Source organism: Pontibacter sp. E15-1, assembly GCF_022601975.1.
GTDB lineage: Bacteria > Bacteroidota > Bacteroidia > Cytophagales > Hymenobacteraceae > Pontibacter.
Map to the genome: position 1 here is coordinate 84,057 of NZ_JAKVIR010000021.1, position 26,104 is coordinate 110,160.

The 26,104-nt window shown below is 54.6% G+C and carries 18 protein-coding genes; 11 read left to right on the forward strand and 7 right to left on the reverse strand.

Translation table 11 applies throughout. The features are described from left to right. Positions 1-149 precede the first annotated feature (149 nt). On the reverse strand, positions 150-1,565 hold the full coding sequence (locus MKJ04_RS15460) for an exonuclease domain-containing protein (RefSeq protein ID WP_241642552.1): 1,416 nt from the start codon (positions 1,563-1,565) through the stop codon (positions 150-152). A gap of 135 nt (positions 1,566-1,700) precedes the next feature. After that, positions 1,701-2,837, reverse strand: a complete 1,137-nt coding sequence (locus MKJ04_RS15465; RefSeq protein WP_241642553.1) for an AI-2E family transporter — start codon at positions 2,835-2,837, stop codon at positions 1,701-1,703. 342 nt (positions 2,838-3,179) lie between these two features. Here MKJ04_RS15465 and MKJ04_RS15470 point away from each other — a divergent pair, with 342 nt between their 5' ends. The 9 genes from MKJ04_RS15470 to MKJ04_RS15510 all read left to right on the forward strand — a co-directional run bounded on the left by MKJ04_RS15470 (position 3,180) and on the right by MKJ04_RS15510 (position 14,655). Continuing rightward, complete coding sequence (locus tag MKJ04_RS15470; RefSeq protein WP_241642554.1) at positions 3,180-5,045, forward strand: DNA topoisomerase IV subunit B; 1,866 nt, start codon at positions 3,180-3,182, stop codon at positions 5,043-5,045. Further along, the gene (locus MKJ04_RS15475) at positions 5,038-7,788 is read left to right on the forward strand and encodes a DNA gyrase/topoisomerase IV subunit A (RefSeq protein ID WP_241642555.1); all 2,751 of its coding nucleotides are present in this window, start codon (positions 5,038-5,040) and stop codon (positions 7,786-7,788) included. The genes MKJ04_RS15470 and MKJ04_RS15475 overlap by 8 nt, the downstream gene beginning before the upstream one ends. A gap of 64 nt (positions 7,789-7,852) precedes the next feature. Continuing rightward, positions 7,853-8,641, forward strand: coding sequence for a hypothetical protein (locus tag MKJ04_RS15480; protein WP_241642556.1), 789 nt, complete (start codon positions 7,853-7,855; stop codon positions 8,639-8,641). A 233-nt stretch (positions 8,642-8,874) separates the two neighbouring features. Next, positions 8,875-9,870, forward strand: a complete 996-nt coding sequence (locus MKJ04_RS15485) for a tetratricopeptide repeat protein (RefSeq protein WP_241642557.1) — start codon at positions 8,875-8,877, stop codon at positions 9,868-9,870. A 5-nt stretch (positions 9,871-9,875) separates the two neighbouring features. Further along, positions 9,876-11,813 carry a threonine--tRNA ligase gene (gene thrS / locus MKJ04_RS15490; protein ID WP_241642558.1) on the forward strand — a complete coding sequence of 646 codons (1,938 nt, stop codon included), beginning with the start codon at positions 9,876-9,878 and terminating at the stop codon, positions 11,811-11,813. Between the two features lie 118 nt (positions 11,814-11,931). After that, a complete protein-coding gene (infC, locus tag MKJ04_RS15495) occupies positions 11,932-12,456 on the forward strand; it encodes a translation initiation factor IF-3 (protein ID WP_241642559.1) in 525 nt (174 codons plus the stop codon). Between the two features lie 23 nt (positions 12,457-12,479). Further along, positions 12,480-12,674 carry a 50S ribosomal protein L35 gene (rpmI, locus tag MKJ04_RS15500; RefSeq protein WP_241642560.1) on the forward strand — a complete coding sequence of 65 codons (195 nt, stop codon included), beginning with the start codon at positions 12,480-12,482 and terminating at the stop codon, positions 12,672-12,674. 83 nt (positions 12,675-12,757) lie between these two features. Further along, positions 12,758-13,102 (forward strand): 50S ribosomal protein L20, encoded by a 345-nt coding sequence (gene rplT, locus MKJ04_RS15505; protein WP_241642561.1) that lies wholly within the window; start codon positions 12,758-12,760, stop codon positions 13,100-13,102. Positions 13,103-13,386: 284 nt separating this feature from the next. Then, a complete protein-coding gene (locus MKJ04_RS15510) occupies positions 13,387-14,655 on the forward strand; it encodes a pyridoxal phosphate-dependent aminotransferase (protein ID WP_241642562.1) in 1,269 nt (422 codons plus the stop codon). A gap of 87 nt (positions 14,656-14,742) precedes the next feature. Here MKJ04_RS15510 and MKJ04_RS15515 read toward each other — a convergent pair whose 3' ends face one another. The 4 genes from MKJ04_RS15515 to MKJ04_RS15530 form a co-directional block, all read right to left on the reverse strand. Next, complete coding sequence (locus MKJ04_RS15515) at positions 14,743-16,587, reverse strand: M2 family metallopeptidase (RefSeq protein WP_241642563.1); 1,845 nt, start codon at positions 16,585-16,587, stop codon at positions 14,743-14,745. 110 nt (positions 16,588-16,697) lie between these two features. Continuing rightward, positions 16,698-18,032, reverse strand: a complete 1,335-nt coding sequence (gene rmuC / locus MKJ04_RS15520; RefSeq protein ID WP_241642564.1) for a DNA recombination protein RmuC — start codon at positions 18,030-18,032, stop codon at positions 16,698-16,700. A gap of 168 nt (positions 18,033-18,200) precedes the next feature. Next, positions 18,201-19,187: a zinc dependent phospholipase C family protein gene (locus MKJ04_RS15525; protein ID WP_241642565.1), complete on the reverse strand. Its 987-nt coding sequence runs from the start codon at positions 19,185-19,187 to the stop codon at positions 18,201-18,203. A 236-nt stretch (positions 19,188-19,423) separates the two neighbouring features. After that, on the reverse strand, positions 19,424-20,803 hold the full coding sequence (locus MKJ04_RS15530) for a DEAD/DEAH box helicase (RefSeq protein ID WP_241642566.1): 1,380 nt from the start codon (positions 20,801-20,803) through the stop codon (positions 19,424-19,426). 145 nt (positions 20,804-20,948) lie between these two features. Here MKJ04_RS15530 and MKJ04_RS15535 point away from each other — a divergent pair, with 145 nt between their 5' ends. Then, positions 20,949-22,043, forward strand: coding sequence for an AI-2E family transporter (locus MKJ04_RS15535; RefSeq protein ID WP_241642567.1), 1,095 nt, complete (start codon positions 20,949-20,951; stop codon positions 22,041-22,043). 97 nt (positions 22,044-22,140) lie between these two features. Here the strand turns inward: MKJ04_RS15535 and MKJ04_RS15540 are convergent, their stop codons facing one another. Next, positions 22,141-24,918, reverse strand: a complete 2,778-nt coding sequence (locus MKJ04_RS15540; RefSeq protein WP_241642568.1) for a TonB-dependent receptor — start codon at positions 24,916-24,918, stop codon at positions 22,141-22,143. 505 nt (positions 24,919-25,423) lie between these two features. Between MKJ04_RS15540 and MKJ04_RS15545 the strand changes: the two genes are divergently transcribed. Further along, positions 25,424-25,864 carry a DUF2062 domain-containing protein gene (locus MKJ04_RS15545; RefSeq protein ID WP_241642569.1) on the forward strand — a complete coding sequence of 147 codons (441 nt, stop codon included), beginning with the start codon at positions 25,424-25,426 and terminating at the stop codon, positions 25,862-25,864. Positions 25,865-26,104 lie beyond the last annotated feature (240 nt).

Here is a 26,104-nt window from a genome sequence, read left to right on the forward strand (position 1 = left end):
CAAATGGAATCCGAATCACATTGGAGGGTATAGCCAGCGGCTACACAGTTTTCAAAGCCCGATCAGGCTACGTTCTGTGCCAGCCATATAAAACCGAGCGCTTTAAAGTCAGTGGCAAGCCGGTATAAACCGAACCGCCTAAAGCTTGCTCAGTCAAACACAATCACCTTGTCTTTGTGCTTGCTGCGCATGTGCCCCCGAATGAGCTGCTGCACGTCTTTGTTGTCGTTGTAGCGTTTGATGGCCCCTTTAAAATCGTCGAGAGTAGAGGCGGAGAAAGTTTCGTCTACGAAGCCAAAACCCAGGTATGAGCCGTGCTCCACCACTACCACCGACTTCTCGCCAGGCTCGCGCCCCTTGCCGATGATGACGAAACTGTTGTGTTCAAACGTGAAAGACTCGATGGCGGCATCCACGCGCTTGTTATATTCTTCCGGGCTTTCTATACCGATGCAGGCGCCCTTGCACTGGTGCACCTGATAGTCGAAACAGGCCCCATTGCTTTTATACAGGTCGCAGAGCTTCTGGCAAAGGTTAAACTTGCTGACCTTATGGAAAAGGAACCCTTTTGCCTTAAACTGGTTAGACAGGGCGATGATGGGCGTCATGCTCACATTGTCGGCCTTGTTTAACTTTCCGAAAGACAGCCGCTTGTAGCCATCTCCGTCCTCATACACAAAAATGCCGGTGTTAAACACCGAGCGGCGCTGCTGCCGGTTGTACTGGGGCTTCATGCGCTTGATCTCCGCCGACTCAAAGAGGAGGGCCACCAGTTCATTGCCCATCTGCTCGTAGGTGATATCGGCGATGCTATTCTTGAAATCCAGCGACTTGCGGCTCTTATAGTCGATGTTGAAGTGCTGAATGATGCGCTTTTTGATGTTAATGCTCTTCCCAACATAGATCACCTCGCCCGCCTCGTTGTGGAAATAGTATACCCCAGGCACCATTGGCAGCGCATCCACCTGTTCTCTCTGAATATTAGGCGGCAGCAGCGACGTCTTGATCTCCTGCTTGATGACCAATGAGGCAGTGTCGGCCACCATGTTCATGTTGCCGTCCACAACCGGGCGGTTGATTTTCAATAGCTTGTCAAACAACACGGCCGTTGCCTCGGCATCCCCGATGGCGCGGTGGCGCTGCTTCAGCTCGATGTCGATGCTTTTGCAGAGCTTGCCCAGGCTGTAGGATGGCAAGCCCGGGATAAGGGTGCGGCTGAGGCGCACGGTGCAGAGCGTCTTCCGCTGGAACATATACCCCAGGTCGCCAAACTCCTTCTTCATGAAAGAATAGTCGAAGCGCACGTTGTGGGCCACAAACACTTTGCCCTCCGTAAACTCGACGATCTCCTTGGCTACCTCATAAAACTTGGGGGCATCCCGCACCATCTCGTCGGTGATGCCGGTGAGCTGTGAGATGAAATAGGGGATAGGCCGCTGCGGGTTAATGAGGGTGTTGTACTTGTCCACGATCTTCTCCCCGTCGTGAATGAAAATGGCGATTTCGGTGATTTTGTCCTGCGCGGGCTGTCCGCCAGTGGTCTCAATGTCTATGATAGCGTACAAATTGCTAAATTTTTAAGCCTGAATGGATGGTATAGCCGTGGCACGCGCCCGAAGCTGTAAAGTAAACCAATTTTATTAGCATTCCGTTTCAAAACAGCCATACCCCGCTGCAACTTCCTCAGGTTCATCCGCAAATCAGTCATCGCTTTTCTTGCCGTGCCCGAGGCCGTTGATTATCTCCATAAAGAAGTCCTTTACCTTTCGTTTACGCTTGTGCGGTTTCACGTCGTCAATGTCAGCCAGCAAAAAGCCCAGCGGCTCCAGCGGGGGGTATGAGTCGAAGATAACCTTGAGCATGGCAATCACGGGCAGGGCCATCACCATGCCTGCCGCACCCCAGATCTCACCACCAGTCAGCAAGGCGAGGATCGCCGCAAACGGGTTGATGCTCACCTTGGAGCCCACAATAAAGGGCGTGATGAAATTGCCCTCCAGAAACTGCACAAACACAAAAACGCCCACCACCAGGAAAGCGTCCAGCAGGTGCCCGGTGGTGGCCAGCGTGATCAGGGCGGGGAGCAGCGAGCCGATCAGGATGCCGATGTAGGGGATGATGGTGAGTATGGAGGCGAACACCCCAAAGAAAATGGCATATTTCACGCCCAGCAGCAGCAGCCCCGCCGAGTTGAGCAGCGACACGATCACGATCACGATCATCAGGCCTGACAGGTAGCTCTGCACCACCCGCTGGATGTTGGTGATGGTATGGATCAGGTTGCCGCGGCGGTCTTTAGTGACGAGCTTAAACAGAAACTGCTCCAGGTGATCGCGGTAGTACAGCAGGCAGAACACATAGATGGGTACCACCGTCAGGGCGGCCAGCAATCCGGTCGTCATGGAGATCGTGCTTCCCAGGAAGGTGCCCGCAATGTCCTGCAGGCTCGAGATCATGTTCGTGATCAGGTCTGTGCGGTTGCTGGGCTGTATGCCGAACTTGTCGAAGAGAAACCCCTGCACATTCTCCAGCAGCGTGCCGATGTTTCCGCTGATCGTGTCCAGCTCGCTGGTGAGGCCCATCAGTTGCGCGGAGATGAACCAAATGACGAGGACCAGCACCGTCATCACCAGTATAATACTAAAGATGATGGCAAGCGGCCGGGGCACCTTGAGTTTCTCCAGGTCGCGGTTAAGGGGTAGCAGCAGCAGGGCGAAAAGAAGGGAGAAGGCCAGCGGCACAAAAATAGACTTAAACAGCTGCAGCAGCCAAACCAGCAGGATAATGCCCAGCAAGAGAACGACAGCCTTTAAGTACTTGGGTAATTTTATTTCCATCTAGGTATACATTTATCAAAACACGGACAGCCGCCGCAGGCGTGTGTGTTTGCAAAGCGAAAGTAGCAGTTTGGTATCTAAAAAAAGCATTTTATACATGCTAATTAAATTAGCTGAAATATTCGGCGTATTGTTCGGGATAGGTGAACTTCTGTATGGGAATATGGGTTAAACTTGCTAGGAAGCTGAAAAATGAGTATATTTGACTAATCATTTTAGCACACAAGCATCGGCAATACACTGGGCGGCAGCCTGGCCGGAACAAAAGATGATGCCCGATCTCTTATATTTTTCTATATTTCCGATTGATTTTACCACAACAACTACACTTACGCTTAAAGAATGGCAGAGTTAGCGCAAAATAACTACAACGAAGACAGCATACGGTCGCTGGAGCCGCGTGAGCACATCCGGTTGCGGCCGGGTATGTACATTGGCAAGCTGGGCGACGGGTCATCCGCGGATGACGGTATTTATATATTGGTGAAAGAGGTGGTCGACAACTCCATCGACGAGCATGTGATGGGGCACGGCAAGACCATCGAGATCAAAATCTCGGACCACAAGGTGCAGGTGCGCGACTATGGCCGCGGCATTCCGCTGGGCAAGGTGATCGACTGCGTGAGCAAGATCAACACCGGCGGCAAGTACGACAGCAAGGCTTTCCAGAAGTCTGTAGGTCTGAACGGGGTGGGCACCAAGGCCGTGAATGCGCTCTCCAGCCACTTCAGGGTGCAGTCGGTGCGCGACGGGCAGATGAAAGTGGCCGAGTTTGAGCAGGGCGTGCTGACCAATGACGCCGAGCTGCAGGAGACGAGCCAACGCAACGGAACGCTGACCACATTTGTGCCCGACGAGGTTGTTTTCAAGAACTTCCAGTTCAACCCCGATTACCTGGAGAATCAGATGTGGAACTACGTGTACCTCAACGCGGGGCTCACCATCAACTTCAACGGCAAAAAATACTACTCTGAGAACGGCCTGCTGGACCTGCTGCGCAACAAAGCAGACGAGGAGAGCATGCGCTACCCGATCATCCACCTAAAAGGGGAGGACATTGAGCTGGCCGTGACGCATGGCAACGACTATGGAGAGGAGTACTACTCGTTCGTGAACGGCCAGTATACCACCATGGGCGGCACGCACCTGGCTGCTTTCCGGGAGGCGATAGTGAAAACCGTGCGCGATTTCTACAAGAAAGACTACGACGCGGCGGATATCCGGGGCTCCATCGTGGGCGCGATCAGTATCCGGGTGCAGGAGCCGGTATTCGAGTCGCAGACTAAAACCAAGCTGGGCTCCATCGAAATGGGACCGGACGGGCCAGCGGTGCGCGCCTTTATCAACGACTTCATTAAAGAGCACCTCGACAACTATCTCCATAAAAACGTCACGACTGCCGAGGCGCTCCGGAAGCGGATCGAGCAGAGCGAGCGTGAGCGCAAGGATATGGCGGGCGTGAAAAAGCTGGCCAACCAGCGCGCCAAAAAGGCCAACCTGCACAACCGCAAGCTGCGTGACTGCCGCCTGCACTTTAACGAGGACAAAGACGAGCGCAACCTCATGTCGACGCTCTTCATCACAGAGGGAGACTCGGCGAGCGGCTCCATCACCAAATCGCGCAACGTGGACACCGAGGCGGTTTTCAGCTTGCGGGGCAAGCCGCTGAACTGTTTCGGGCTGAAGAAAAAGGTGGTGTATGAAAACGAGGAGTTTAACCTGCTGCAGCATGCCCTGAACATAGAAGAGGGCCTGGATGGCCTGCGCTACAACCGCGTGGTGGTGGCCACCGATGCCGACGTGGACGGCATGCACATCCGGTTGCTGCTGCTCACCTTCTTTCTGCAGTTTTTCCCCGACCTCGTGAAGAACGGCCACGTGTACATCCTGGAGACGCCGCTCTTCCGGGTGCGCAACAAGAAGGAGACCATCTACTGCTACAACGAAACGGAAAAGCAGGAGGCGATCCAGAAGCTGGGCAAGCGACCGGAGATCACGCGCTTTAAGGGATTGGGCGAGATCTCGCCGGATGAGTTCGGCAAGTTCATCGGCGAGAACATCAAGCTGAAGCCCGTGATTCTGCAGAAGGATACCACGATACAGAAGATACTCAGTTACTATATGGGCAAGAACACCCCGGAGCGGCAGAGTTTTATTATCGACAACCTGAAGATTGAGAAAGACATAGTAGAAGAATTATATGCATAACGACGAGCTGAACAAGGAAGAGACGCATCACGAAGACGAGCTGGAAGTGACCTTTACCGACGGGGAGGGAGAGCTGATCCATAACGTAACACCTGTGGCAGGCCTTTATGAGAACTGGTTCCTCGAGTATGCCTCCTATGTGATTCTGGAGCGTGCAGTACCCGCCATCGAAGACGGCCTGAAGCCCGTGCAGCGGCGTATCCTGCACGCGATGAAAGAGATGGACGACGGCCGCTTCAACAAGGTGGCTAACGTGATCGGGCAGACCATGCAGTACCACCCGCACGGCGATGCCTCCATCGGCGATGCCATGGTGAACCTCGGCCAAAAGGACCTGTTGATTGAGACGCAGGGAAACTGGGGGGATGTGCGCACCGGCGACAGCGCCGCCGCGCCTCGTTATATAGAGGCCAGGTTATCCAAATTTGCGCTGGATGTGGTGTTTAACCCGCAGACCACGCAGTGGCAGCTAAGCTACGATGGCCGTAAGAATGAGCCGGTCACGCTGCCCGTAAAATTCCCGCTGCTGTTGGCACAGGGGGTGGAGGGCATCGCCGTGGGCCTGTCTACCAAGATCATGCCCCACAACTTCCGCGAGCTGATCAAAGGCTCCATCGACGTGCTGAAGGGGCGCACCACGCAGCTGCTCCCTGACTTCCCGAACGGGGGGCTGGTAGACGCGTCCAACTACAACACAGGTATGCGCGGCGGCAAGCTCCGCGTGCGCGCCACCATCGAGAAGGCGGACAAGACCATGCTCATCATCCGGGACGTGCCCTACGGCATCACCACCACCGGCCTGATGGAGTCTATCGTGAAGGCAAGCGAAAACAATAAGATCAAGATCAAGAAGGTGATCGACAACACGGCCGCCGATGTAGAGATCCAGGTGCACCTGCCGACTGGCGTTTCCCCTGACCTGACCATCGACGCGCTGTATGCCTTCACCGACTGCGAGGTTTCCATCTCCCCGAATACCTGCGTCATCATCGAGGACAAGCCACACTTCCTGAGCGTGGATGAGCTCCTGCGCATCTCTACTCTTAAAACCGTGGACCTGCTGAAGCGGGAACTGGAGATACGGAAGGCCGAGCTGGAAGACAAGTGGCACCATTCTTCGCTGGAGAAAATATTCATCGAGAACCGCATTTACCGCGACATCGAGGAATGCGAAACGTGGGAGGCGGTGTTGAACGCCATAGACACCGGCCTGGATCCGTTTAAGCCACTCCTGCGCCGTGTCGTGACGGAGGAGGACATTGTGCGGCTGACGGAGATCAGGATCAAGCGTATCTCCAAATTCGACGCCTTCAAGGCCGACGAGTATATCCGGAAGCTGGAAGAAGAGATGGCTGAGGTGGACGATCATCTGGCTCACCTCATCCGCTATGCCATCGCTTATTTTGAGGGACTCCTGAAGAAGTATGGGCAGGGGCGCGAGCGCAAGACGCAACTCAAAACCTTTGACGTGATCAACGCGCAGAACGTGGCCATCGCCAACCAGAAGCTATATATGAACGCCAAGGACGGCTTTATCGGGACGAGCTTGCGCAAAGACGAGTTTGTGTGCGACTGCTCCGACATGGACGATATCATCGTGTTCCGTAAGGACGGCAAGTTCACGGTAACCAAGGTGGCCGAGAAAACCTTTGTGGGCAAAGATATCCTCCTGGCCAGCGTGTACAACAAAAACGACGAGCGGATGGTGTATAACATGATCTATCTCGACGGCAAATCCGGGGTGTCTTATGCCAAGCGTTTCTCGGTTAAATCCATCACCCGCGACAAGGAGTATGACCTGACCAAAGGCAACAAAGGCTCGAAGGTACTCTACCTCACCGCTAACCCGAACTCGGAGTCTGAGGTGGTGACGATCACTTTGTCTCCGCAAGCCTCCGCGCGTGTAAAGGTGCTGGACTATGATTTTGCCGAGCTGATGATCAAAGGCAAGGGATCAAACGGCAACATCGTGACCAAGTACTCGGTGAAGAAAGTGGTGCAGAAAAGCCTGGGCGAGTCTACACTGGGAGGGCGCGAGATTTTCTACGACGAGGTGATCGGCCGTTTAAACACGGAGGGCCGGGGCCGCTACCTGGGCTCCTTCAACACCGAAGACACGATCCTGGTGATTTACGAAGACGGCAGTTACGAGCTGACCTCCTTTGACCTGACGAACCATTATACCGTGGAGAAGATCAAGGTGCTGCAGAAATACGATCCGGAGTTGGTGCTCTCGGCCATATATTACGAAGGAGAGAACAAGACATACTATGTGAAGCGCTTTAAGGTAGAAACCTCAACCATCGGCAAGCGCTTTGCCTTTATACCTGAAACCAAGGGGTCGCGGCTCGAGGCGGTGTCCTCGCATCCGGAGCCATTGGCCAGTATCACTTTCAAACGCGACCGGCGCAGCGAGAAAGAGACGGAGAAACTGTTGCTGAGCGAGTTTATAGATGTGAAGGGCTGGAAGGCGCTGGGCAACAAACTCACGTATTACAAAGTGCTGGACGTGGCCCTGCCAAAGATGGAGCAAGTAGAGCAGCCGGAGGACGACAAAGCGAAAGCGAAGAAAGCCGCATCCAGAAAAGGACCCGTAACCGTGCCGAGCGCCCTGAAGGAAATGGCCGACGAAGCCGCGAAGCTGAGCAGCTCCCAACCTGTTGAAAATGATGACGTAATAATAGAAGCAGATGATGCAGCGAAGGAAGCGCTGAAGCGGAGGAAGCAGTTGGATATTTTTTAACCTTCGGGAAGTGCCCCTTGTATTAGTCTTTGGATTTCTGTAAATTCGGAATTAGTGTTTATATATGAAAAGACTTTGTAAGGCTTTTGTTTGTGCTTTCTTACTCTGTGCCGGTTCGCCTGCCGCTATGGCAGCGGGCGAACCGGCAGCAGGGTATGAGCAATTGTTGCAGCAGGCAAAAGAGTTACTGGTCAATTACAAAGACAGTGAAGCCCTACAGGTGTATGAGCAGGTATTGGCCGTGGCCCCCGAAAACTACGAGGCCCTGTGCAAAGCCAGCTATCTGCATTGCCGAATCGGAGACCGGTTCGGCGACGAAACTTCTAAGATCAATCATTTCCTGAAGGCAAGGCAGTTGGCTGAGCAGGCGTATGCACTAAACCCCACAGACGCGGAATCTAATTTTGTGATGGGGCTATCCATAGGCTGCCAGGCCATGGTGGAAGGGCCGCGACAGCGACTGGCGGAGATCAACCAGATAAAAGGGTATATTGATGCTGCCCTCGCCTGCGACAGCAGCCACGCCGGGGCCTGGCACATCCTGGGGCGCTGGTACTTCAAAATGGCTAACCTGAACTTTGCAGAGAAACTCGCCTCAAAAATGCTTTTCGGCGGCATCAGCGACAATGCAACAAATGAAGAGGCAGCCTACGCGCTTGAGAGAGCTATCGCTTATTCCCCCACCAACATCCGTTACTATTATGACCTGGCCAGTGTCTACGCCGAAATGAAGGACACCGTCGCCTGTAAAAGCGTGCTGGAGAAAGCGATAGCGCTTCGGTACGAGACGAAAGAAGAACTGGAACTGAGCAGGCGCTGCAAAATCATGCTGCAACAGCAGCATAAATCGTAAGTCAGGATAAACTCACCTGAAGCCTGCTCCCGCCACGGTTGCAGGCTTTTTGTTTTAAAGCTAGTCGCACAGGGGTGGTGGCTTTTAGGTAAAATGTCTTAATTTAGCGCTAGGGTTTGCCCTGTAAATAGTAAATATAGCCGTGCATGGTGCTGCGAGTATCCCGATTCATTTTCCTGTATGTGTGTGTTCTTCTTGCCGCGTGCTCCCCTGAAGAAGGAAACCGTGAACAAATGGTGGACCTGCAGCAGGTGAAAAATGATCCGGAGGCCCAGCTCAGTCACCTTACAGTTGCCATCGGGCAAAGCGGGAAAGATGGCAGTTTATACGCGCGCAGAGCCCTGGTGCTGCTGCGCAAAGGCCAACTGCCGCAGGCCCTCGAAGACGCGGACGAGGCCGTGCGGCTGACACAGAACGAGCCCTCTAGCCTTTTTGTGAAAGCACAGGTGCTGCGGGCGCTGGGCAAGCCGGATGAGGCCCTGCCACTGGCGCTTCTTGCCGAGCGCAACTCATACCAAAGCGCGTCGCTGTATGTGCTGCTCGGGGAGTTATACCTGCAGCGCAAGCAGTATGAGCAGTCCCGCATGTACATGACCAAGGCGCACGAACTGGCCCCGACCGACGAATTTGCTTTTTACTACAAAGGGCGCATAGCCACAGCAACAGGCGATACCGCCCGGGCATTGAAAAATTACCGGCTCGCACTGCAGCAGGCTCCGAAGTTTATGGAGGCACAGCGGGAACTGGGCGGACTGCTCGTGAACCGACACGAATACGAGGAGGCGAAACAGTTGATTGCCAGTGCGCAAAAGGCTGCTCCACAGGATGGGCTGCTCTGGTTTTACAAGGGCACCGTGCTTCAGGCCGAGCAAAAGCAGGACAGCGCGCTGCAGGCATATGAGCGGGCAGTATCCTTCGCCGATACCATCGCCGGGGCACATTACTGGCTGGGGCTTAGGCAGTATGCATTGGGGCAGAACGACGTTGCACTGGAGCATTTGCAGAAAGCCGCACCGGCGTATGGCGCCCATCCAAAGTACCTGAGCACGCTGGCAAATGCCTACGAGCGCACAGGGCAGAACCGGGCCGCGCTGGCCACATACCAGCGATTGCTGCAGGTGGCCCCGAGTTATACCTATGCAAATCAAGCCATCTACCGGCTCAGGAATAAAATTGCTAAACCAATGCCTGACAGCACAGTAGTGCGGCAGGCACAGACAGAACAGTAGAAAACATGATTAATATCACACTGCCTGACGGCTCTGTACGTCAGTACGAACAAGGCGTCACAAGCCTGGAAATAGCGCAAAGCATCAGCGAGGGGCTGGCACGCAACGTACTCGCCGCAAAAGTAAACGACACGGTTTGGGACTTGTCCCGGCCGATACAAGAAGACGCGCGGGTGCAGCTGCTTACCTGGAACGATGAGCTGGGCAAGTCTGCCTTCTGGCACTCTTCTGCGCACTTGTTGGCAGAAGCCCTGGAAGAACTGTACCCTGGCGTGAAATTCGGCATTGGCCCACCGGTGGAGAACGGCTTTTATTATGATATCGACCTCGGGGACCGCACTTTCTCACAGGATGACTTCCCGAAGGTAGAGCAAAAAATGCTGGAGCTGGCCCGCGCCAAAAACGAGTTTACCCGTCGCGAGGTGTCCAAGGAGGAGGCTATTGCCTACTTTACCGAGAAAGGGGACGAGTACAAGCTGGACCTGATCAAGGACCTGGAGGACGGCACCATCACCTTTTATGAGCAGGGCAAGTTTGTGGACCTCTGCCGCGGACCCCATCTGCCGAACACTTCATTCATCAAAGCTGCAAAGCTGATGAACGTGGCGGGTGCCTACTGGCGCGGCGACGAGTCGAAGAAGCAGTTGACCCGAATTTACGGCATTACCTTCCCGAAGCAGAAAGAGCTGACGGAGTACCTGGAGCGGTTGGAGGAAGCCAAAAAGCGCGACCACCGCAAGCTGGGTAAAGAAATGGAATTGTTCGCCTTCTCCGAGAAAGTGGGTATGGGCTTGCCGCTGTGGTTGCCCAAGGGCACGCTGTTGCGCGAGCGCCTCGAGCAGTTTATGCGCAAGGCCCAGATGCGCGCCGGCTACCAGCCAGTGATCACCCCGCACATTGGAAGCAAAGAACTCTACGTGACATCCGGGCACTACGAAAAATACGGGGCCGATTCGTTCCAGCCCATCAAGACGCCAAACGAGGGGGAGGAGTTCTTCCTGAAGCCCATGAACTGCCCGCACCACTGCGAGATATACAAAGTGCGCCCGCGCTCCTACAAAGAGCTTCCGGTGCGTTATGCCGAGTTCGGCACGGTATACCGGTATGAGCAGAGTGGGGAGCTGCACGGCCTGACACGCGTGCGCGGCTTTACCCAGGACGATGCCCACATCTTCTGCCGTCCCGATCAGGTGAAGGATGAGTTCATCAAGGTGATTGACCTGGTGCTGTACGTGTTCAAGGCCCTGGGCTTTGAGGATTATACCGCCCAGATCTCTCTCCGCGACCCGGAGAACAAGCAAAAGTACATCGGGGGCGATGAGGCCTGGGAAAAAGCGGAGACCGCGATTATCGAGGCCGCCGCAGAGAAAGGCCTGCAAACTGTAACCGAACTGGGAGAGGCTGCGTTCTACGGACCTAAGCTTGACTTCATGGTGAAAGACGCCCTGGGTCGCAAGTGGCAGCTGGGAACCATTCAGGTGGATTATCAGTTACCGGAGCGCTTCCAGCTGGAGTACATTGGCGCCGACAACCAGAAGCACCGACCAGTCATGATCCACCGTGCCCCATTTGGCTCGCTGGAGCGTTTTGTGGCGGTGCTGATCGAGCACTGCGGCGGCAATTTCCCGCTGTGGTTGAGCCCTGAGCAGTTTGCCATCCTGCCCATCTCTGAGAAATACCAGGACTTTGCGCAGGAGGTATATGACCGGCTGCAGTTGGAGGATATCCGTGGCTTCGTAGATAACCGCGACGAGAAAATCGGCCGCAAAATACGGGATGCCGAGGTTCGAAAAGTATCTTACATGCTGATCGTGGGAGAGAAAGAGCAGGAAAGCGGCTCCGTGTCGGTGCGCAGGCACGGCGAAGGCGATATCGGCACCATGACGGTGGACGAGTTCATCAGTTTCTTCCAGGGCAAAGTTGCCGATGTATTGAACAAATAAAGAAAGTAATTTTCTTTTTGATATAATAATTGCGATATTCGCACCCTGATTGTAATAACTAACTTAAGGAGGTAATACTATAGCTACTCAAAATAGGCGCTACATCCCACGAGGTAAAGTGGAGGAGCCATACAAAGTCAACGAGAAAATAACTGCCAGAGAAGTCCGGGTGGTTGGAGACAATGTAGAGCAGGGTGTGTTCTCGACGCGAGACGCCCAGCGCATGGCAAATGAGCAGAATCTTGACCTGGTTGAGATTTCGCCCACTGCCAATCCTCCCGTATGCCGCATCATCGACTACTCTAAGTTTAAGTACGAGCAGAAGAAGAAGACGCGTGAGATGAAGGCGAAGGCCCAGAAAGTGGTGATCAAAGAGATCCGCTTTGGCCCGAACACCGACGACCACGATTTCGAGTTCAAGTTGAAGCACGCGAAAGGCTTTCTGGAAAGCGGTTTCAAAGTGAAGTCTTATGTTCACTTTGTGGGACGATCCATTGTGTTTAAAGAAAGGGGCGAGATTCTGCTGCTTAAATTTGCACAGGCCCTGGAAGAGGTAGCCAAAGTAGAGCAGTTGCCGAAGCTGGAGGGAAAACGGATGTTCCTGATCCTTTCGCCGAAGGTGGCACCACCGGCCAAGAAGTAATTTTTTAAATCAATTATATAACCATGCCAAAAGTAAAAACTAAATCTGGTGCAAAGAAGCGTTTTTCTTTGACAGGTACTGGCAAAATTAAGCGCAAGCACGCTTACAAAAGCCACATCCTGACCAAGAAAACCACCAAGCAGAAGCGCAACCTCACGCACATCGGTCTTGTTAGCTCTGCTGACACTGACAGAGTGAAGGCAATGCTGAACATTTAATTATTTCAGGTTACTAATTAGTACGAACCCAGTGTCTGGTTTTTAAAGGATTTATACCCACCAGCCGCTAAAACTCAAAAGAAATGCCTAGATCGGTCAATGTCGTAGCAGCACGACACAGAAGAAAGAAAATAATGAAAATGGCCAAAGGTTACTTTGGCCGTCGCAAGAACGTTTGGACAGTTGCGAAAAACGCAGTTGAAAAAGGTTTAGGCTATGCCTACCGCGACAGAAAAGCGAAGAAGAGAGACTTCAGAGCGCTATGGATCCAGCGTATCAACGCAGGTGCCCGTCAGCACGGCTTGTCTTACTCTGTCTTGATGGGTGCCCTGAAGAAGGCGAACATCGACCTGAACCGCAAGGTGCTTGCCGACCTGGCAATGAACCACCCGGAAGCTTTCAAAACGATTGTTGACAAAGTAAAGTAATTTACTTTCACATATAGAGAAAGAGGGCTTAGCAGATTGCTAGGCCCTTTTTGTTTTTACCCCATTCACTAAATCCTGAGCGCCTGCTCTGTCTCTGGCGTTGCGGGTCCAGGTATGGGATGTACAGTTGATTCCAAAGCTGAAAAATCTTTCTATGCAGAAGTTGGTTATAAAACCAGCAATCGGGGATTTTTATCTTTATCAATTTTGTAATATATTCAGGCTTTCCGTGGAAACTTGAAAAAGGTGCTGCGGCAATGTTACAGTAGTCAATTTAATAGCGTATGATCAAACGAAGCGATAGGCTCCACAATGTTTCTTACGAACTGCGTGGGCCAGTGTATGAGAAGTCGAAAGAGCTTGAGTTACAAGGGCACTCGGTTACCAAACTGAACATCGGCAACCCGGCCCCTTTTGGCTTTAACGCACCGCCAGCGGTATTGCAGCACATTATCGAGAATTTGGGCATCGCCCAGGGCTATTCTGATCATAAAGGACTTTTGAGCGCCCGCGAAGCCGTAAAGGCGTATTACCTAAAGGCAGGTATACACAACGTTGGCGTAGACGATATTTTTCTGGGCAACGGCCTCAGCGAGCTGATCATGCAGTCGGTGCAGGCTTTGCTGAACCCCGGCGACGAGATGCTGGTGCCTTCCCCGGACTATCCGCTCTGGACCGCAGCCGTGAACTTCTCGGGGGGCAAGGCTGTGCATTACCTCTGCGACGAAGCCTCCGACTGGAATCCCGACATCGCGGATATCAAAAGCAAGATCACCCCGAAGACACGGGCGATCGTCATCATCAACCCAAACAACCCTACGGGGGCGGTATACTCCAAAGAAATACTGCAGCAGATTGTGGCGCTGGCCGAAGAGCATGAGCTACTGATCTTCTCGGATGAGATCTATGATAAAATCCTGTATGATGGCACAGTACACATCCCGACGGCTACCCTGACGGACGCTGCCGTTTGCATCACCATGAGCGGTTTGTCAAAAAATTACCTGGCAGCGGGGTTCCGCGCTGGCTGGATGGTGATTAGCGGCGCAAAGCACAAGGCAGCTGATTATATAGACGGGCTGAACACGCTGGCAAGTTTGCGGGTGTGCAGCAACGTGCCTGCCCAGTACGCTATTCAGGTGGCGCTGGAGGGAGGGTCAGGCGTACAGGATCTGGTGTTGCCCACAGGAAGGCTAGGGCAGCAGCGCGCAGCCTGCTACGACCTGCTGACGGCTATACCCGGTGTGTCGTGTGTGAAGCCGATGGGAGCATTTTATATGTTCCCGAAGGTAGACATAAAGAAATTTGACATTCATAACGACCAGCAGTTCGTGCTGGACCTGTTGGCGCAGCAGCATGTGTTTGTGGTGCAAGGCAGTGGCTTTAACTGGCATAAACCTGACCACTTCCGGATTGTGTACCTGCCCGAGGTTGAGGTGCTGCAGGATACGATGGAAAGAATGGAGCGGTTTTTCGCTACCTACAGGCAAGCGCCCAAAACGATGGCAGAGAAAGACCCTGTGCTCTCGCTCTCGGTGCAGCTATCAGATTGAAAGACTGCAGTATATGCGGTATAAAAGAGGAGGCCCCGTTTGCATAACCGGGGCCTCCTCTTTTTGCAAGTAAGCTTTCGCGTGAGATCAGATAGTGTATTTGCGTCCTTTGTTCTGCTGTTTCAGGTAGTCCATCAGGGGCTGAAAGTATGCCACCATGGCGCGGGCGCTCAACTCTTCCCCGGTTTTCTCCTTTAGCATTTCCCGCCAATCGGCGGAGGCACCCGGGTACATGATGTCGCGCAGGAAATTCCCGACCTCCTTGCTGCCGTAATAGTTGGTGGCGTGTGGGTCCTGGTGCAGGATGTTTTTGGCGATATGGTCGTGTAGCTGGAAGAGGATGACATAGGAGAGAGCATAGTCATAGTACTGCGCCGCATCATCGTTTATGTGCGTTTTGGTGGCAGGGTCCAGGTATTGCTCGCCCCGCTCGGCTGGCGGCACGATGCCCTGGTACTTTTTAGCCAGCTCCCACCAGCGCTTGTTCAGCTGATCGGCGGGAAGGCTTTTCGCATAAAAATCATGCTCCCATTCGCTCATCACGCCAGCCGAGAAGGGTATAAAGGTGACATAGCTAAGCGCCTCCTTCAGCAGTGTCTGCACCTCATCTGTCTTCGCGTTTTTATCTACCAGGCTAAGCTCTGCCAGAAAAGGCTTTTGCATCGCCGCCAGTCCCATCAGCGAGCCAATTGCCTCGTGGTAGGCCCGGTTGGCACCCGCACGGAGCAGCACAGGCACATCCGGGTTGGTATAGGTCATGTAGTAATAGATGTGCCCCAGCTCATGGTGAGATGTCTCATACCACTCTGCATTAGGCTCCACGCTCATCAGGCTGCGCACGTCTTTGTCCAGGTCCATGTGCCAGGCAGAGGCGTGGTTGTTCTTTTTGTACGTAGCGTCAGCAGGCAGGGGGTATAAGCTGGATTTGGTGTAAAATGTCTGCGGCAGCGACGGGAAGCCCAGGCTTGTGTAAAAGCGCTCGCTCTGCTGCACTACCCATTCGGCACCCTTCGGCTTCAGTGCGGCGTCGAGGTCCATGCCTTTTACCTCCACCATCGCGCTCCAATCCTGGCCCCAGCGGTTCGGAAGCCAGTGGGCAGGCAGGTAGTCTGGCACCTGCTTCACGCCATACTGCCTGGCCAGCTCGTAGCGGGCGTAGGTATGCAGCTCGCGGTATAGGGGGCGGAGCTCCTCGTTAATCTGCTGCATCAGGTCCATCATCTCCGCCCTGGTCATACCATAGTCAGAGGCCTGGTAGGTGAAGTAATCGTCGTAGCCGAGGCTTTGCACGGTTTGGTTGCGCAGCTGCCGCAGGTTCAGCAGCCCATCTTTCAGGCCAGGGCCAACCTCCTTGCTGGCTTGCCAGGCATCCAGGCGCTTTTTCACGTTCCGCTCACTCCTGAGGATGTTGTCGATGTCGTTGGTGCTAACCGACTTTTGGTAGATGCGGTAATCGAAGCCATAGAGTTTTTCCGTCTGCTCTGTCTCGGCCTTGATGCGGGCTTTCACCACATCCGGTATGGTCTGCGGATTGTTGGCCCCGGCATACAGGACAGCTTCCAGCTGCTTCACCTGCAGGTCCGTCAGCTGGTCTTTCTGCCCGAGCAGGGCTCTGGCTTGCTGGATGTTCTCGGCGCTGCCAGTGAAAGCCGCAAGTGCCTCGTTGGCTTTGCGTGTAGCCACGGCGTTGGTCGAGTCGCCTTCCACAATCTTAATGTTGGATGCCCATTCTGCCTCGGTTGAGAGGGTATAAAGTTTTTGGTACGTGGTGGAGTACTGCGTCAGAAACGCGGCCGCCTGTTCCTGCGGCGTCTTGTTGGAAGGCGCGTCTGCCACCGGCGTGCTTGCGGCGGTGGTGCTGGTAGTGGCCGTTTTTTGGCACGACGTGAGCAGGATAGCGGCCGACAGGCCGGAAAGGAGTAGTTTTTTCATGTAGCGTAGTAGTTGTTTCTATAAAGATACTACACCTTACGGTGGAAGCGCAAAAGTGGCGAAGACAGCTTCGCACCGATACGCAGCCGGACAAAAAAGTGCCGCAGGCTTTAGTCCTGATGCCCGGGCAGCTCGGTTATCTGGGCTTCCTTCAGCAGGCTTTCGTCGATCGTCTTGCTTGTTTTGGCACCCAGCTCGCGCAAAATCTCCACGCGCCGGATAAGGTTTCCCTTTCCGTCGGTGAGCTTGTTCATCGCGGCGTTGTAGGACGTCTGACTGTTTTCGAGGTGTTTCCCGATCGTTTTCAGGTCATCCAGAAAGCCCACGAACTTGTCATACAGTTTCCCGCTTTCCTCGGCAATCCGCAGGACGTTCCGCTTCTGGTCTTCCTGGCGCCATACCCCCGCCACGGTTCGCAGGGTGGCCAGCAAGGTAGAGGTAGTCACGAGCACGACGTTGCGGTCGAAGGCGTCGGTGAACAGGTCGTGGTCGTGCTGCACGGCCAGGTTAAAGGCAGGCTCCAGGGGGATAAACATCAGCACAAAGTCGGGGGAGTTGATGCCCGCGAGGCGGTGATAGCTCTTACGGCCCAGGTCTGAGAAGTGCGTGCGCACCGAGTTGATGTGGCTACGGAGGTACATTTGCTGTTGCAGCTCGTCTTCGCAGCTGTTGTAGGCCTCATACGCCACCAGCGACATCTTGGAGTCGATGATGAGGTGCTTGCTATCCGGCAGGCGCACGATCACGTCGGGGCGGTAGACCTTGCTTTCGTCGTTTTGCCGCACCTCCTCGCGCTCATAGTGTATGCCCTTCCGCAACCCGGATTTTTCGAGCAGGCTCTCCAGCAGGTACTCGCCCCAGTTTCCCTGGGTTTTGCTCTCGCCTTTCAGGGCACGGGTCAGGTTCAGGGCATCCTGGCTCATCTGCTGGTTCAGGGCGGCGAGCTGCGTGATCTGTTCTTTCAGGGAGATGCTGTCTTTCAGGTTTTTCTCGTAGGTTAGGTCAACCTTTGCTTCAAACTCTTTGATACGTTCTTTCAGCGGAGATAGGATGCGCTCCAGGTTGTCGGACGAGGCTTTGTTGAAGTGATCGGCGTTGGTCATGAGCACCTGGTTGGAGATGCTCTGGAACTGCTGCAGGAACTTTTCGCGCAGCTGCTCCAGTTCCCTGCCCTGTTCCTGCAGGCGGGCTTTCAGGTGTTCATAATCCGTTTCGGTTTTCGTCAGGGCGTTGGTCAGCTCCAGTGTCTCGGTCTGGGCATCGCGGAGCAGCATTTTGAGTTGCTCCAGCTCACCGGCCTTTTCCTTCGCCTGCCCCTCCACCACGCCAAGTGCCACTGCCGCCTGGTTTGCGGTTTGCTGCAACGCGCTCATCTTTCCCCTTTGGGCCAGATAGGCCACTACCAACCCAGCCAGAAAAGCCGCTATACCTATCAAGATCTCCATAGGGTAAAGGTATAAACTTTTAGTAGATACTGGCTACTGTTTGCTAACCAAATTAGCCTTCGGGTACGAGCAAGTTTCGGCGTCGGGGTTATTTCAATCCAAACAAAAACGGCTATACCTGCCCTCGCAAGTATAGCCGTATAGCTCTATCCGGGTTAAGCGGAATGTCTATTCTGTTGCTTGCGCGGCAACTATCAGGTTCTTATCAAACAGCTTTCCTTTTCTGAAGGCTTTCTTTTCCTGCTTCAGCTGTTTCTTTTCAGTTTTGGTGAGTTTTTCATACATCAGTTTTTCCATGTCGGGCTTGCCGCCGTCTACCCAGGCGGTATACCAGAAATTTGCGACTTCCTGTGCCGCCGCGCTCATTTGCTGTTCTACCATCGGGCCCAGCCTTTCCTGATAGGCTTTCGCGAAAGCGTCGGAGTAATATTGCCGCATTTTGCCGTAGCGCTCCACCTCGTCGAACTTGGTGGCAGTTGTGAAGCCCTTGCTGGCTTCCTGCTCATCAGCAAGCGTCTGCGGGGTAAGGGAATAGGTATGGCGCACCACTTTCCAGATCTCTTCTTCGGGGTTTGCCAGGTGCTGTGCCTGCTTGGCCTCCAACTTATAGGTATGGGCAAATTGCTCCGGCAGCTTCGACTCCCAAAGACTGTGCAGCCCTTTCTGATTGGTGAGTTGGCCATCGTAATTAACCGTAGTGTGCAGCGGCACGTGGGCATCGGCGATGTAATGGCCCAGATCGGCTGAGTAGTACAGGATGCTATCCAGGTTCTGCTGCCTGAAGGCATTTGTCAGGCGCTTCTGCATCACCACCACGTGCCAGGGCACGATGCCATACTTCAGGAGGGTGTCGGGGGTATAGCGGGTGGCAGCGGCCTCCCAGGCCTCGGGCATGGTGTGCACCGCCTCTTCGCCATACACATCGATGTCGATGTAGTGGCGCGGGGCCTCGGTTGGGTCGTCGTTGCGCCGCTCGTCAGGGCGCACTGATTTCGAGATGATGTAATCCTGATGCTTGAAGTAAAAGCCCTGCAACTGCTTGGGCAGGTTATAGATCGCCAATTGGTGGATCAGCTTGTGGCCAAAGAAGCCCCAGCCATAGGAGAGGGCACTGCAAGCCACCAGAAGGACGGCCAGAAGCGAAATTTTTTTCATGTGAGTAGGGGGTATAATATCAAGTGCAAATTAACGGTTTGGGGCCATTACAAAAAACGGGAAGGGTGCAGTCTGTAAAAATGCAAAATAGCTGCCGCGTAATTCTTGCCATCCGGGCATCCTACTGCCGCTGCTGCAATTGCAATCCAAAGTCTATTATCCGATGTGGTAAGTCTTCATGCAATTGTTTACAAAATGGATTCAAATATCTGATTTATAATTACATATTTGGGGTTTTAACGCACGGGGCTTATCCTATATTTGCGTCCTTTTATTTTGCCGTTGTTGAGGCGTTCGATGATGGCGTTAACGGCAGTGGCTGGCACCGCTACAAAACTTTGCCGGTCCTGCACCTCAATTTTGCCGACCTCGTTTGCCTGCAGCCCAGCCTCCGCAATCAGCGCCCCCACGATATCCTTTGGGCTGAGTTTATCCTTTCGCCCGCCGCTGATGTGCAGCGTGGCAAACGCGGCGGCTTGCGAGGTCGGTTTAGTGGCGGCCGACTTCTGAAGCGTACTTAGATTCAGCCACTCGTCCATCTCCAGCAGGTTCCATTCCTGCAGTTTCTGCTCGTCGCGGGAAGTGGCCAGGGTATAGACGGTGCCGCTCCTACCTGCACGGCCTGTGCGCCCGCTGCGGTGCAGGTAAGCATCCGCGTTAATCGGCAGCTCGTAGTGCACAATGTTCTGAAGCGCGGCGATATCGAGGCCGCGTGCCGCCAGGTCGGTGGCCACCAGTATCTGCGTGGTGCCATTGCGGAACAGTGTCATGGCTTTGTCGCGGTCGGGCTGCTCCATACCCCCGTGCAGCGCTTTCGCCACCAGCCCCTGCACCTGCAGCAACGCGGTTTGTTCGTCGGCATCGACCCGGGTATTCACAAACACCACCGTGCCCGCCGCCCGGATGCTCTGCAGCAGCTGCACGACCACTTCCTGGCGCTGCGTGTGCTCTACTTTTATACCCACCAGTTTCACCTGATCCGGTATGGTAGTGGCTGTGGCCTTCACAAACTGCGGGTTTTGCAGCGAGTCAGCGATCAGCTCTTTCACCTTTTCGTCCATGGTGGCAGAGAAAAGGATTGTTTGCCGGTTGGCGGGCAAGGCGGCCACGGCCTGATCTATCTCCTCGGCGAAGCCCATCTCCAGCAGCTTATCTGCCTCATCCAAAACCAGATGGCGGACGGCACTTAAATCTAATGTTCTGCGGCTAAGGTGGTCGGTGAAGCGGCCCGGCGTGGCCACCAGCACCTGAGGAGGGTGCGCCAGCGACGCACGCTCCTGTGAGAAGGCGTGCCCCCCGTAAAAGGCGCTGATCTTCAGGTTCGCCAGGTTTTTTCCCAGCTGCTTCAACTCCTGCCGTACCTGCACCGCAAGCTCCCGGGTGGGTACCAGCACCAGCGCCTGCACCTGTTGCAGGTCGGTGTTAATGCTGTGCAGCAGGGGCAGCCCAAAGGCCGCTGTTTTGCCGCTGCCCGTCTCGGCTTGCCCGGCCACATCCCGCCCTTGCAACAGCAGGGGTATGGCGCTGGCCTGAATGGGGGTGGGGGTGGTGAATTGGCGTTCCTGCAGGCTTTGCAGCAGCTCGGTCTTTAGCTTCAGGTCTTCGAAAGATGTCATGGCGCATGGTATAAAACACAAAGGTACGCAAACCAATCCGCATGACCGTGTGCCGGGCGAAAGCCACTGCAGACGATGGCCGGGATTATACCTCCAACCCTCAAAAAAGAACAACTAAAGCCGCGTCGGTTCCGGTATGAGGGGTATGGGCAAACGTAAGAATCGGCTGAAGTCGCTGACGTACCTGCTGCTGTGCGGGGTGCTGCTGGTATACGTGCTGGTGGAGGCGCGTAATTTCCTGTACCCGATTTTTATGGCGCTTCTGTTCTCATATCTGCTATACCCTGTCGTGAAGCGGCTGGAGGCGTGGGGGATGCCCCGCATTTTCGCCAACCTCGTGACTATCCTGGCCGGTATGGCTGTCTTTGTTGGGCTGGTGGTGCTGCTTTATACCCAACTCTCGGTTTTTCTGCGGGATTTCCCGGCGTTGCAAAAGCAGGCGCTGGGAAACATTGACCGGTTGCAGCACACCATTGATCAGGCCCTCGGCAACAATAACCTGGAAGACGAGCAATGGCTGCGCCATCAGGTGAAAAACGCCTTTGAGCTCAGCGGGGGCTTTCTGGCAGATTTGCTGCTGGGCATGACCAACACCATCACCAAGTTTGGCCTGATGCCGGTATACATTTTCCTGATGCTGTTTTACCGCAACAAATTCGAAAACGTGGTGTACAGGCAGCTGCCGGCGCAAGCGCATGCCAGGACCAGCAAAATCATTGCGGAAATCTCGCACGTGACCAGGCGCTACATGAGCGGGGTGGTGCTCGTTATCCTGGTGCTCTGCGTCATCAACTCGGTGGGGCTGTTGCTGATCGGCCTGCAGTATGCCATCATGCTGGGGGTGCTCTCGGCCCTGATGAACTTCATCCCGTATTTTGGCACCCTCATCGGCGGAGCTATACCGCTCTTGTATGCCTTGCTGGTGCAGGGGTCGCCGCAAAAAGCCTTCTGGGTGCTGCTGCTCTTTCTGCTGGTGCAATTCACCGAGAACAACATCCTCACGCCCAACATCACGGGGAGCAAGGTAAGCATCAACCCCATGTTCACGATCCTGAGCATTATTGTGGGTGGTATGCTCTGGGGCCTGCCCGGCATGTTCGTGGCCGTCCCGCTGCTGGGGATGTTCAAGGTATACTGCGACCACAGCGAGTCGATGCGCGCCTGGGCTTACCTTCTGGGCACTGAGGGAACTGAGGAGCATGCCCTTACCTTCAGTAAGTTGAAGCAGTGGTTTCGTTAGTTTTCCGTTGGGTGAGGGCACTGGTCCGGAGGTATAAAACGCAACAGCCCGACAGGAGCTGCCGGGCTGTTGCGCAGAAATGGCTGTGCCTTTGTGCTTAGTCGCGGCGCGGGCCGTCCCCGCGCCGCCTGCCGTTTTCCTCGGCAGGTGCCGGGCCGGTATAGTTGCGGATGTTGTAGGTGAAGGTCAGCATGAAATAGCGCTGCAGCACGCTCGACTGCACATCCTCCACGTAGAAGTCGCTCACGTTGCGCTGCACGCTCACGTTCTGCTTCAGCAAGTCGTTCACGCTCAGGCTCACTTCCCCTTTCTGGTTGTTGAACACCTTCTTGCTGAGGCTCATGTTCCAGAGCAGGTAGTTGTTGTCGAGCCCCTGGTTCAGGCCGGAGTTCAGCTGGTGGCTGAGCTCGGTACGGTACACCATCCCTTTCCAGAAAATCCAGTTGTAGCGCAGGTTGGTTCTCTGGCTGAAATAGTTATTGTTTCTGGTGGTCTGCAGTGTGTTTTTGATGATGTTGTAGGAGGAGTTGGTCGATACCGTGAAATCCACGTTCTCGCTGATGTTGCTGCTGAGCGTGAGGCGCACCCCAAAGTCCGTGTTGTTGGCGTAGTTCATCTCATCGTTGATCAGGCCGGGAACGCGGGAATAGCCGATGGAGCCGCCTGCGTTTATATTGGAGCTGATGAAGTTGACCGGCTGGCCGTAGTTGAAAAACGAGCGGACGTTCCAGTAACCGTCCAGGTTAACGGGGCGCGTCAGTTGGGCACCTTCCCGCAGTTCCAGCCCGTTTTCAATGGCAATCGGGGCCCCGGTGCGGTTGATCATGGTGCTGGAGCCTATATAGTCCTGGGTAAAGGTGCTGAAGAGGCCTGCAAAAAACATGTGGTTGTTCTCGGGGTTGAAGTTGCGGTAGCGCACAGACAACCGGTTCTGGTAATCCTGGCCCAGGCTGGCGTTGCCGGTGCTGAGCTTTAGCGGGTTAGTGTTGTTCACCACGTTCTGCAGCTGGCCTACGGAAGGGGCGTTGGTGCTGCTGTTGTAGTTCAGGCTCAGGTTTGTCGTCTTGTCTATTTTATACTCCAGTTCCGCCGAGGGGAGCACACTGGTAAACGACCGGTTGATGTCGTAGCTTTTCGGGTATTCCTGCTTGCTTTCCAGCGTAGCATACTGGTAGCTGGCATACAGCTGCAACCGTATGGCTTCTTTATTATAGTTATACCCCAGCCCACCGCTCTGCGTCAGGTACTTGCTCTCAAACACGTTGCTGAAGCGGGTGTCCAGCCGCGTGTACTCCATCGTCTGCTCCTCGCGGTTGTATGTCCGGCGGTCAGCGTCGTTGCGCTTGTTGCCCATGTTGTACTCAAACTGCAACCGGGCATTCTCGCTCAGCGGCTCGGTATAACTCAGGTTGCCCGACCAGCTGAAGCCTTTTCGGTCGAGGTTGGTGTACTGGTTTGTGGTGGAGTCTTTGTCCTCACGGAAATATACTTCCCTTGCGTTCAAATAGCGGTTTTCCTGGTCGGTGCCGTACGAGGTGTTTAGCCGGGCAGAGAACATGCGCCCGGCCTTCTCTAAGCGGTGCGAGAAAAAGATACGGTTTTGCAGGTCAAACTCGTTGCCGTCTCTGTCCGTGGTGTTGGTGGTTGTGGTCACGGGGCCATTGTCGTTGAAGATCTGGCCCATCACCTCCGACAGGTTTCCGCTGCCCTGCACGGTCAGGCTCGGGGTGATCAGCAGCTTGTTTCGCTCGTTTATTTGATACTCGAAGCGGGCGTTAAACCGGTGGTTGTTTTCCTTGTTGGTGTTCAGGCGGTCTTCTGTGTATACCCGCCCGGAGTCCTGGGGGGAGATGTAGTCCTGAAACCGGAACTGGTTGTTCACGATCTCCCTGCCGTTGAAGGTATAATTGCCGCTGACCTCCATCTTCTCTTTCCATACATCGCTGTAGTTCAGGCTCAGGGTATTGGTGGAGATAATGCCGTTGGGGCTGCCGCCTCCCCAGCCCCGTCGGCCGCGCATGCCGCCACCCGGCGTCTCGCCCACCGAAAAGTCGAAGAGGTTGATGTTGTTGCTCAGTCCCGTGACGGTGATGCGCTGGTCGTTGTTGAAGAAGTTGACGCTGGCGCCCACCATGTAGCGGTCGTCGGTGCCATACCCGGCGGAGGCCTTGCCCATCTGGCCCTGGCGGCGGTCTTTGCGGGTCACGATGTTGATGGTTTTCTCGCGGTTCCCGTCATCCACGCCACTCATCTCCGCCTGGTCGCTTTTTTTATCAAACACCTGGATGCTCTCAATTATTTCGGCGGGGAGGTTGCGCAGCGCGGTGCTGGCGTCCTGGCCGAAAAAGCGCTTGCCGTCTACCAGCACCTGCTTCACGTCCTCGCCCTGAGCCTGCACCGTGCCGTTCTGGATCGTGACGCCGGGCACTTTCTGGATCATGTCCTCGGCGCTTGCGTCGGGGTTTGTCTTCAGGGCCTTGGCATTGAACTGTACCGTGTCGCCCTTCATCTCGCCCAAGGGGGCGCGGCCCACTACCTGCACCTCCTTGATGGTGGTCGTTTCTTCCTGCAGCATCACTTCCCCAACATCCATACGCCGCCCTTCCGGCTTAATTGCGCGCGAAAAGCTCTTGAAGCCAAGGTAGTTCACGCGAAGGGTATACTGGCCGGGAGATACGCGCTCGAACCGAAACACGCCCTCGGCGTCTGTGACGGTGGCGGTAGAAGTTCCGGCCGCATTTTCGAGCAATACGGTTGCACCTGGCAGCACAGTGGCGTCGGTGGTGCTTTTCACCGTGCCCAAAACGGTGGCGCTTTGTGCATGGGCCTGCACCGAAGCAAACAGCAGCGCCAGAGAGAGGAGAATTTTTTTCATCGAAGTTTTTTAAGAAGAAATGGTATGGCTGCGCGTAGGTTTGGCGGTTATGCCTGGGAGCGAAAAGTGGGTAGACAGGTGGTGCAGAAACAAGGATGCGTCCCAAACGAGTTATCAAACATGCGCAAGGGTATAGACTTCGGAAGTTTAACATGGTTTAATGCCCCCGCAGTATTTTTTTCGGGCATCCCATACCGCAGTGCTGCGTACAGTTGCAAGGTCTTTGATACCGGAACACAGGCTGTTTTTCCAGCCATCGCTGCCCGAGTTAAGCCCACTCCGGCCGGGTAAAAAAAGAAATATCCGGCAGGCACAAAACAAAGCCATTCCCGGTAGGTTACTTCTGTGCTGAAACCGTATAAAATGCAGGCGCAGGACCTTGTCTGTGTTAGCGGATTTCCCCGGTTTCCCCTGCGTTTCTATACTTTACTTTTTTAAGCTACTTTTCAGGGTGTCCTTGCTACGCGTTATATCCAAATTTTTCAGGAACAAAGTCGTGCTTCCGATGCGCAACTTGCTCCGGGAGGGAATGACGCCCCATAAACTGGCCGCCACGGTAGCACTCGGATCGGTGGTAGGCCTTATCCCCGCCATTGGCGTGACCACCGCGCTCAGCACTGCGCTTGCGGCACGCTTCCGGCTGAACATCGCCGCCACGGTGCTGGTCAGCTACCTGGTGCAGCCTTTGCAGCTGTTGCTGGCTATTCCGTTTATTCAGGCAGGTATCCGGCTGTTTGGCCTCGCGGCGCTGCGGCTATCGCTTTCCGAGATGCGGAGAATGTTCTCCGCCGATTGGCTGGATGCGTTGAATCAGCTTTGGGTAGCCAATCTGGCTGGTATACTGGTATGGGTGCTGGTGGCGCTGCCTACGGGCGGCGTGCTTTACCTGCTTTTGGTGCCGCTGTTCAAAAAGGTGCTGCCAAGGCCTCAGGAGCTTGTTGCCTGATACCATCTGCTGCACCATTCCGCTTATACTATTTATATATGGATAGGGCAGGGGGTATAAAACAGAGGGTATAAAATGCTGTGGCAGCATTCCAAGTCGCTCTTTCAGAATTTCATTCCGAAAGTTAACGCCGCTGGGCGTGTGGCTTCCCTTCACGATCCATCCCTAAAACCATTCCGTCAAGCACCTTTTATACCCCAAAACGGCAGATGCCCCACATACATATATGCGGGGCATCTG

What these genes read in the sequence shown, in the direction of transcription:
- MKJ04_RS15465 (WP_241642553.1), bottom strand. Translation starts at nt 2,837, where the DNA reads ATGGAAATAAAATTACCCAAGTACTTAAAGGCTGTCGTTCTCTTGCTG.
- MKJ04_RS15470 (WP_241642554.1), top strand. Translation starts at nt 3,180, where the DNA reads ATGGCAGAGTTAGCGCAAAATAACTACAACGAAGACAGCATACGGTCG.
- MKJ04_RS15475 (WP_241642555.1), top strand. Translation starts at nt 5,038, where the DNA reads ATGCATAACGACGAGCTGAACAAGGAAGAGACGCATCACGAAGACGAG.
- MKJ04_RS15480 (WP_241642556.1), top strand. Translation starts at nt 7,853, where the DNA reads ATGAAAAGACTTTGTAAGGCTTTTGTTTGTGCTTTCTTACTCTGTGCC.
- MKJ04_RS15485 (WP_241642557.1), top strand. Translation starts at nt 8,875, where the DNA reads ATGGTGGACCTGCAGCAGGTGAAAAATGATCCGGAGGCCCAGCTCAGT.
- thrS (WP_241642558.1), top strand. Translation starts at nt 9,876, where the DNA reads ATGATTAATATCACACTGCCTGACGGCTCTGTACGTCAGTACGAACAA.
- rpmI (WP_241642560.1), top strand. Translation starts at nt 12,480, where the DNA reads ATGCCAAAAGTAAAAACTAAATCTGGTGCAAAGAAGCGTTTTTCTTTG.
- rplT (WP_241642561.1), top strand. Translation starts at nt 12,758, where the DNA reads ATGCCTAGATCGGTCAATGTCGTAGCAGCACGACACAGAAGAAAGAAA.
- MKJ04_RS15510 (WP_241642562.1), top strand. Translation starts at nt 13,387, where the DNA reads ATGATCAAACGAAGCGATAGGCTCCACAATGTTTCTTACGAACTGCGT.
- MKJ04_RS15515 (WP_241642563.1), bottom strand. Translation starts at nt 16,587, where the DNA reads ATGAAAAAACTACTCCTTTCCGGCCTGTCGGCCGCTATCCTGCTCACG.
- rmuC (WP_241642564.1), bottom strand. Translation starts at nt 18,032, where the DNA reads ATGGAGATCTTGATAGGTATAGCGGCTTTTCTGGCTGGGTTGGTAGTG.
- MKJ04_RS15525 (WP_241642565.1), bottom strand. Translation starts at nt 19,187, where the DNA reads ATGAAAAAAATTTCGCTTCTGGCCGTCCTTCTGGTGGCTTGCAGTGCC.
- MKJ04_RS15530 (WP_241642566.1), bottom strand. Translation starts at nt 20,803, where the DNA reads ATGACATCTTTCGAAGACCTGAAGCTAAAGACCGAGCTGCTGCAAAGC.
- MKJ04_RS15535 (WP_241642567.1), top strand. Translation starts at nt 20,949, where the DNA reads ATGGGCAAACGTAAGAATCGGCTGAAGTCGCTGACGTACCTGCTGCTG.
- MKJ04_RS15540 (WP_241642568.1), bottom strand. Translation starts at nt 24,918, where the DNA reads ATGAAAAAAATTCTCCTCTCTCTGGCGCTGCTGTTTGCTTCGGTGCAG.
- MKJ04_RS15545 (WP_241642569.1), top strand. Translation starts at nt 25,424, where the DNA reads ATGCGCAACTTGCTCCGGGAGGGAATGACGCCCCATAAACTGGCCGCC.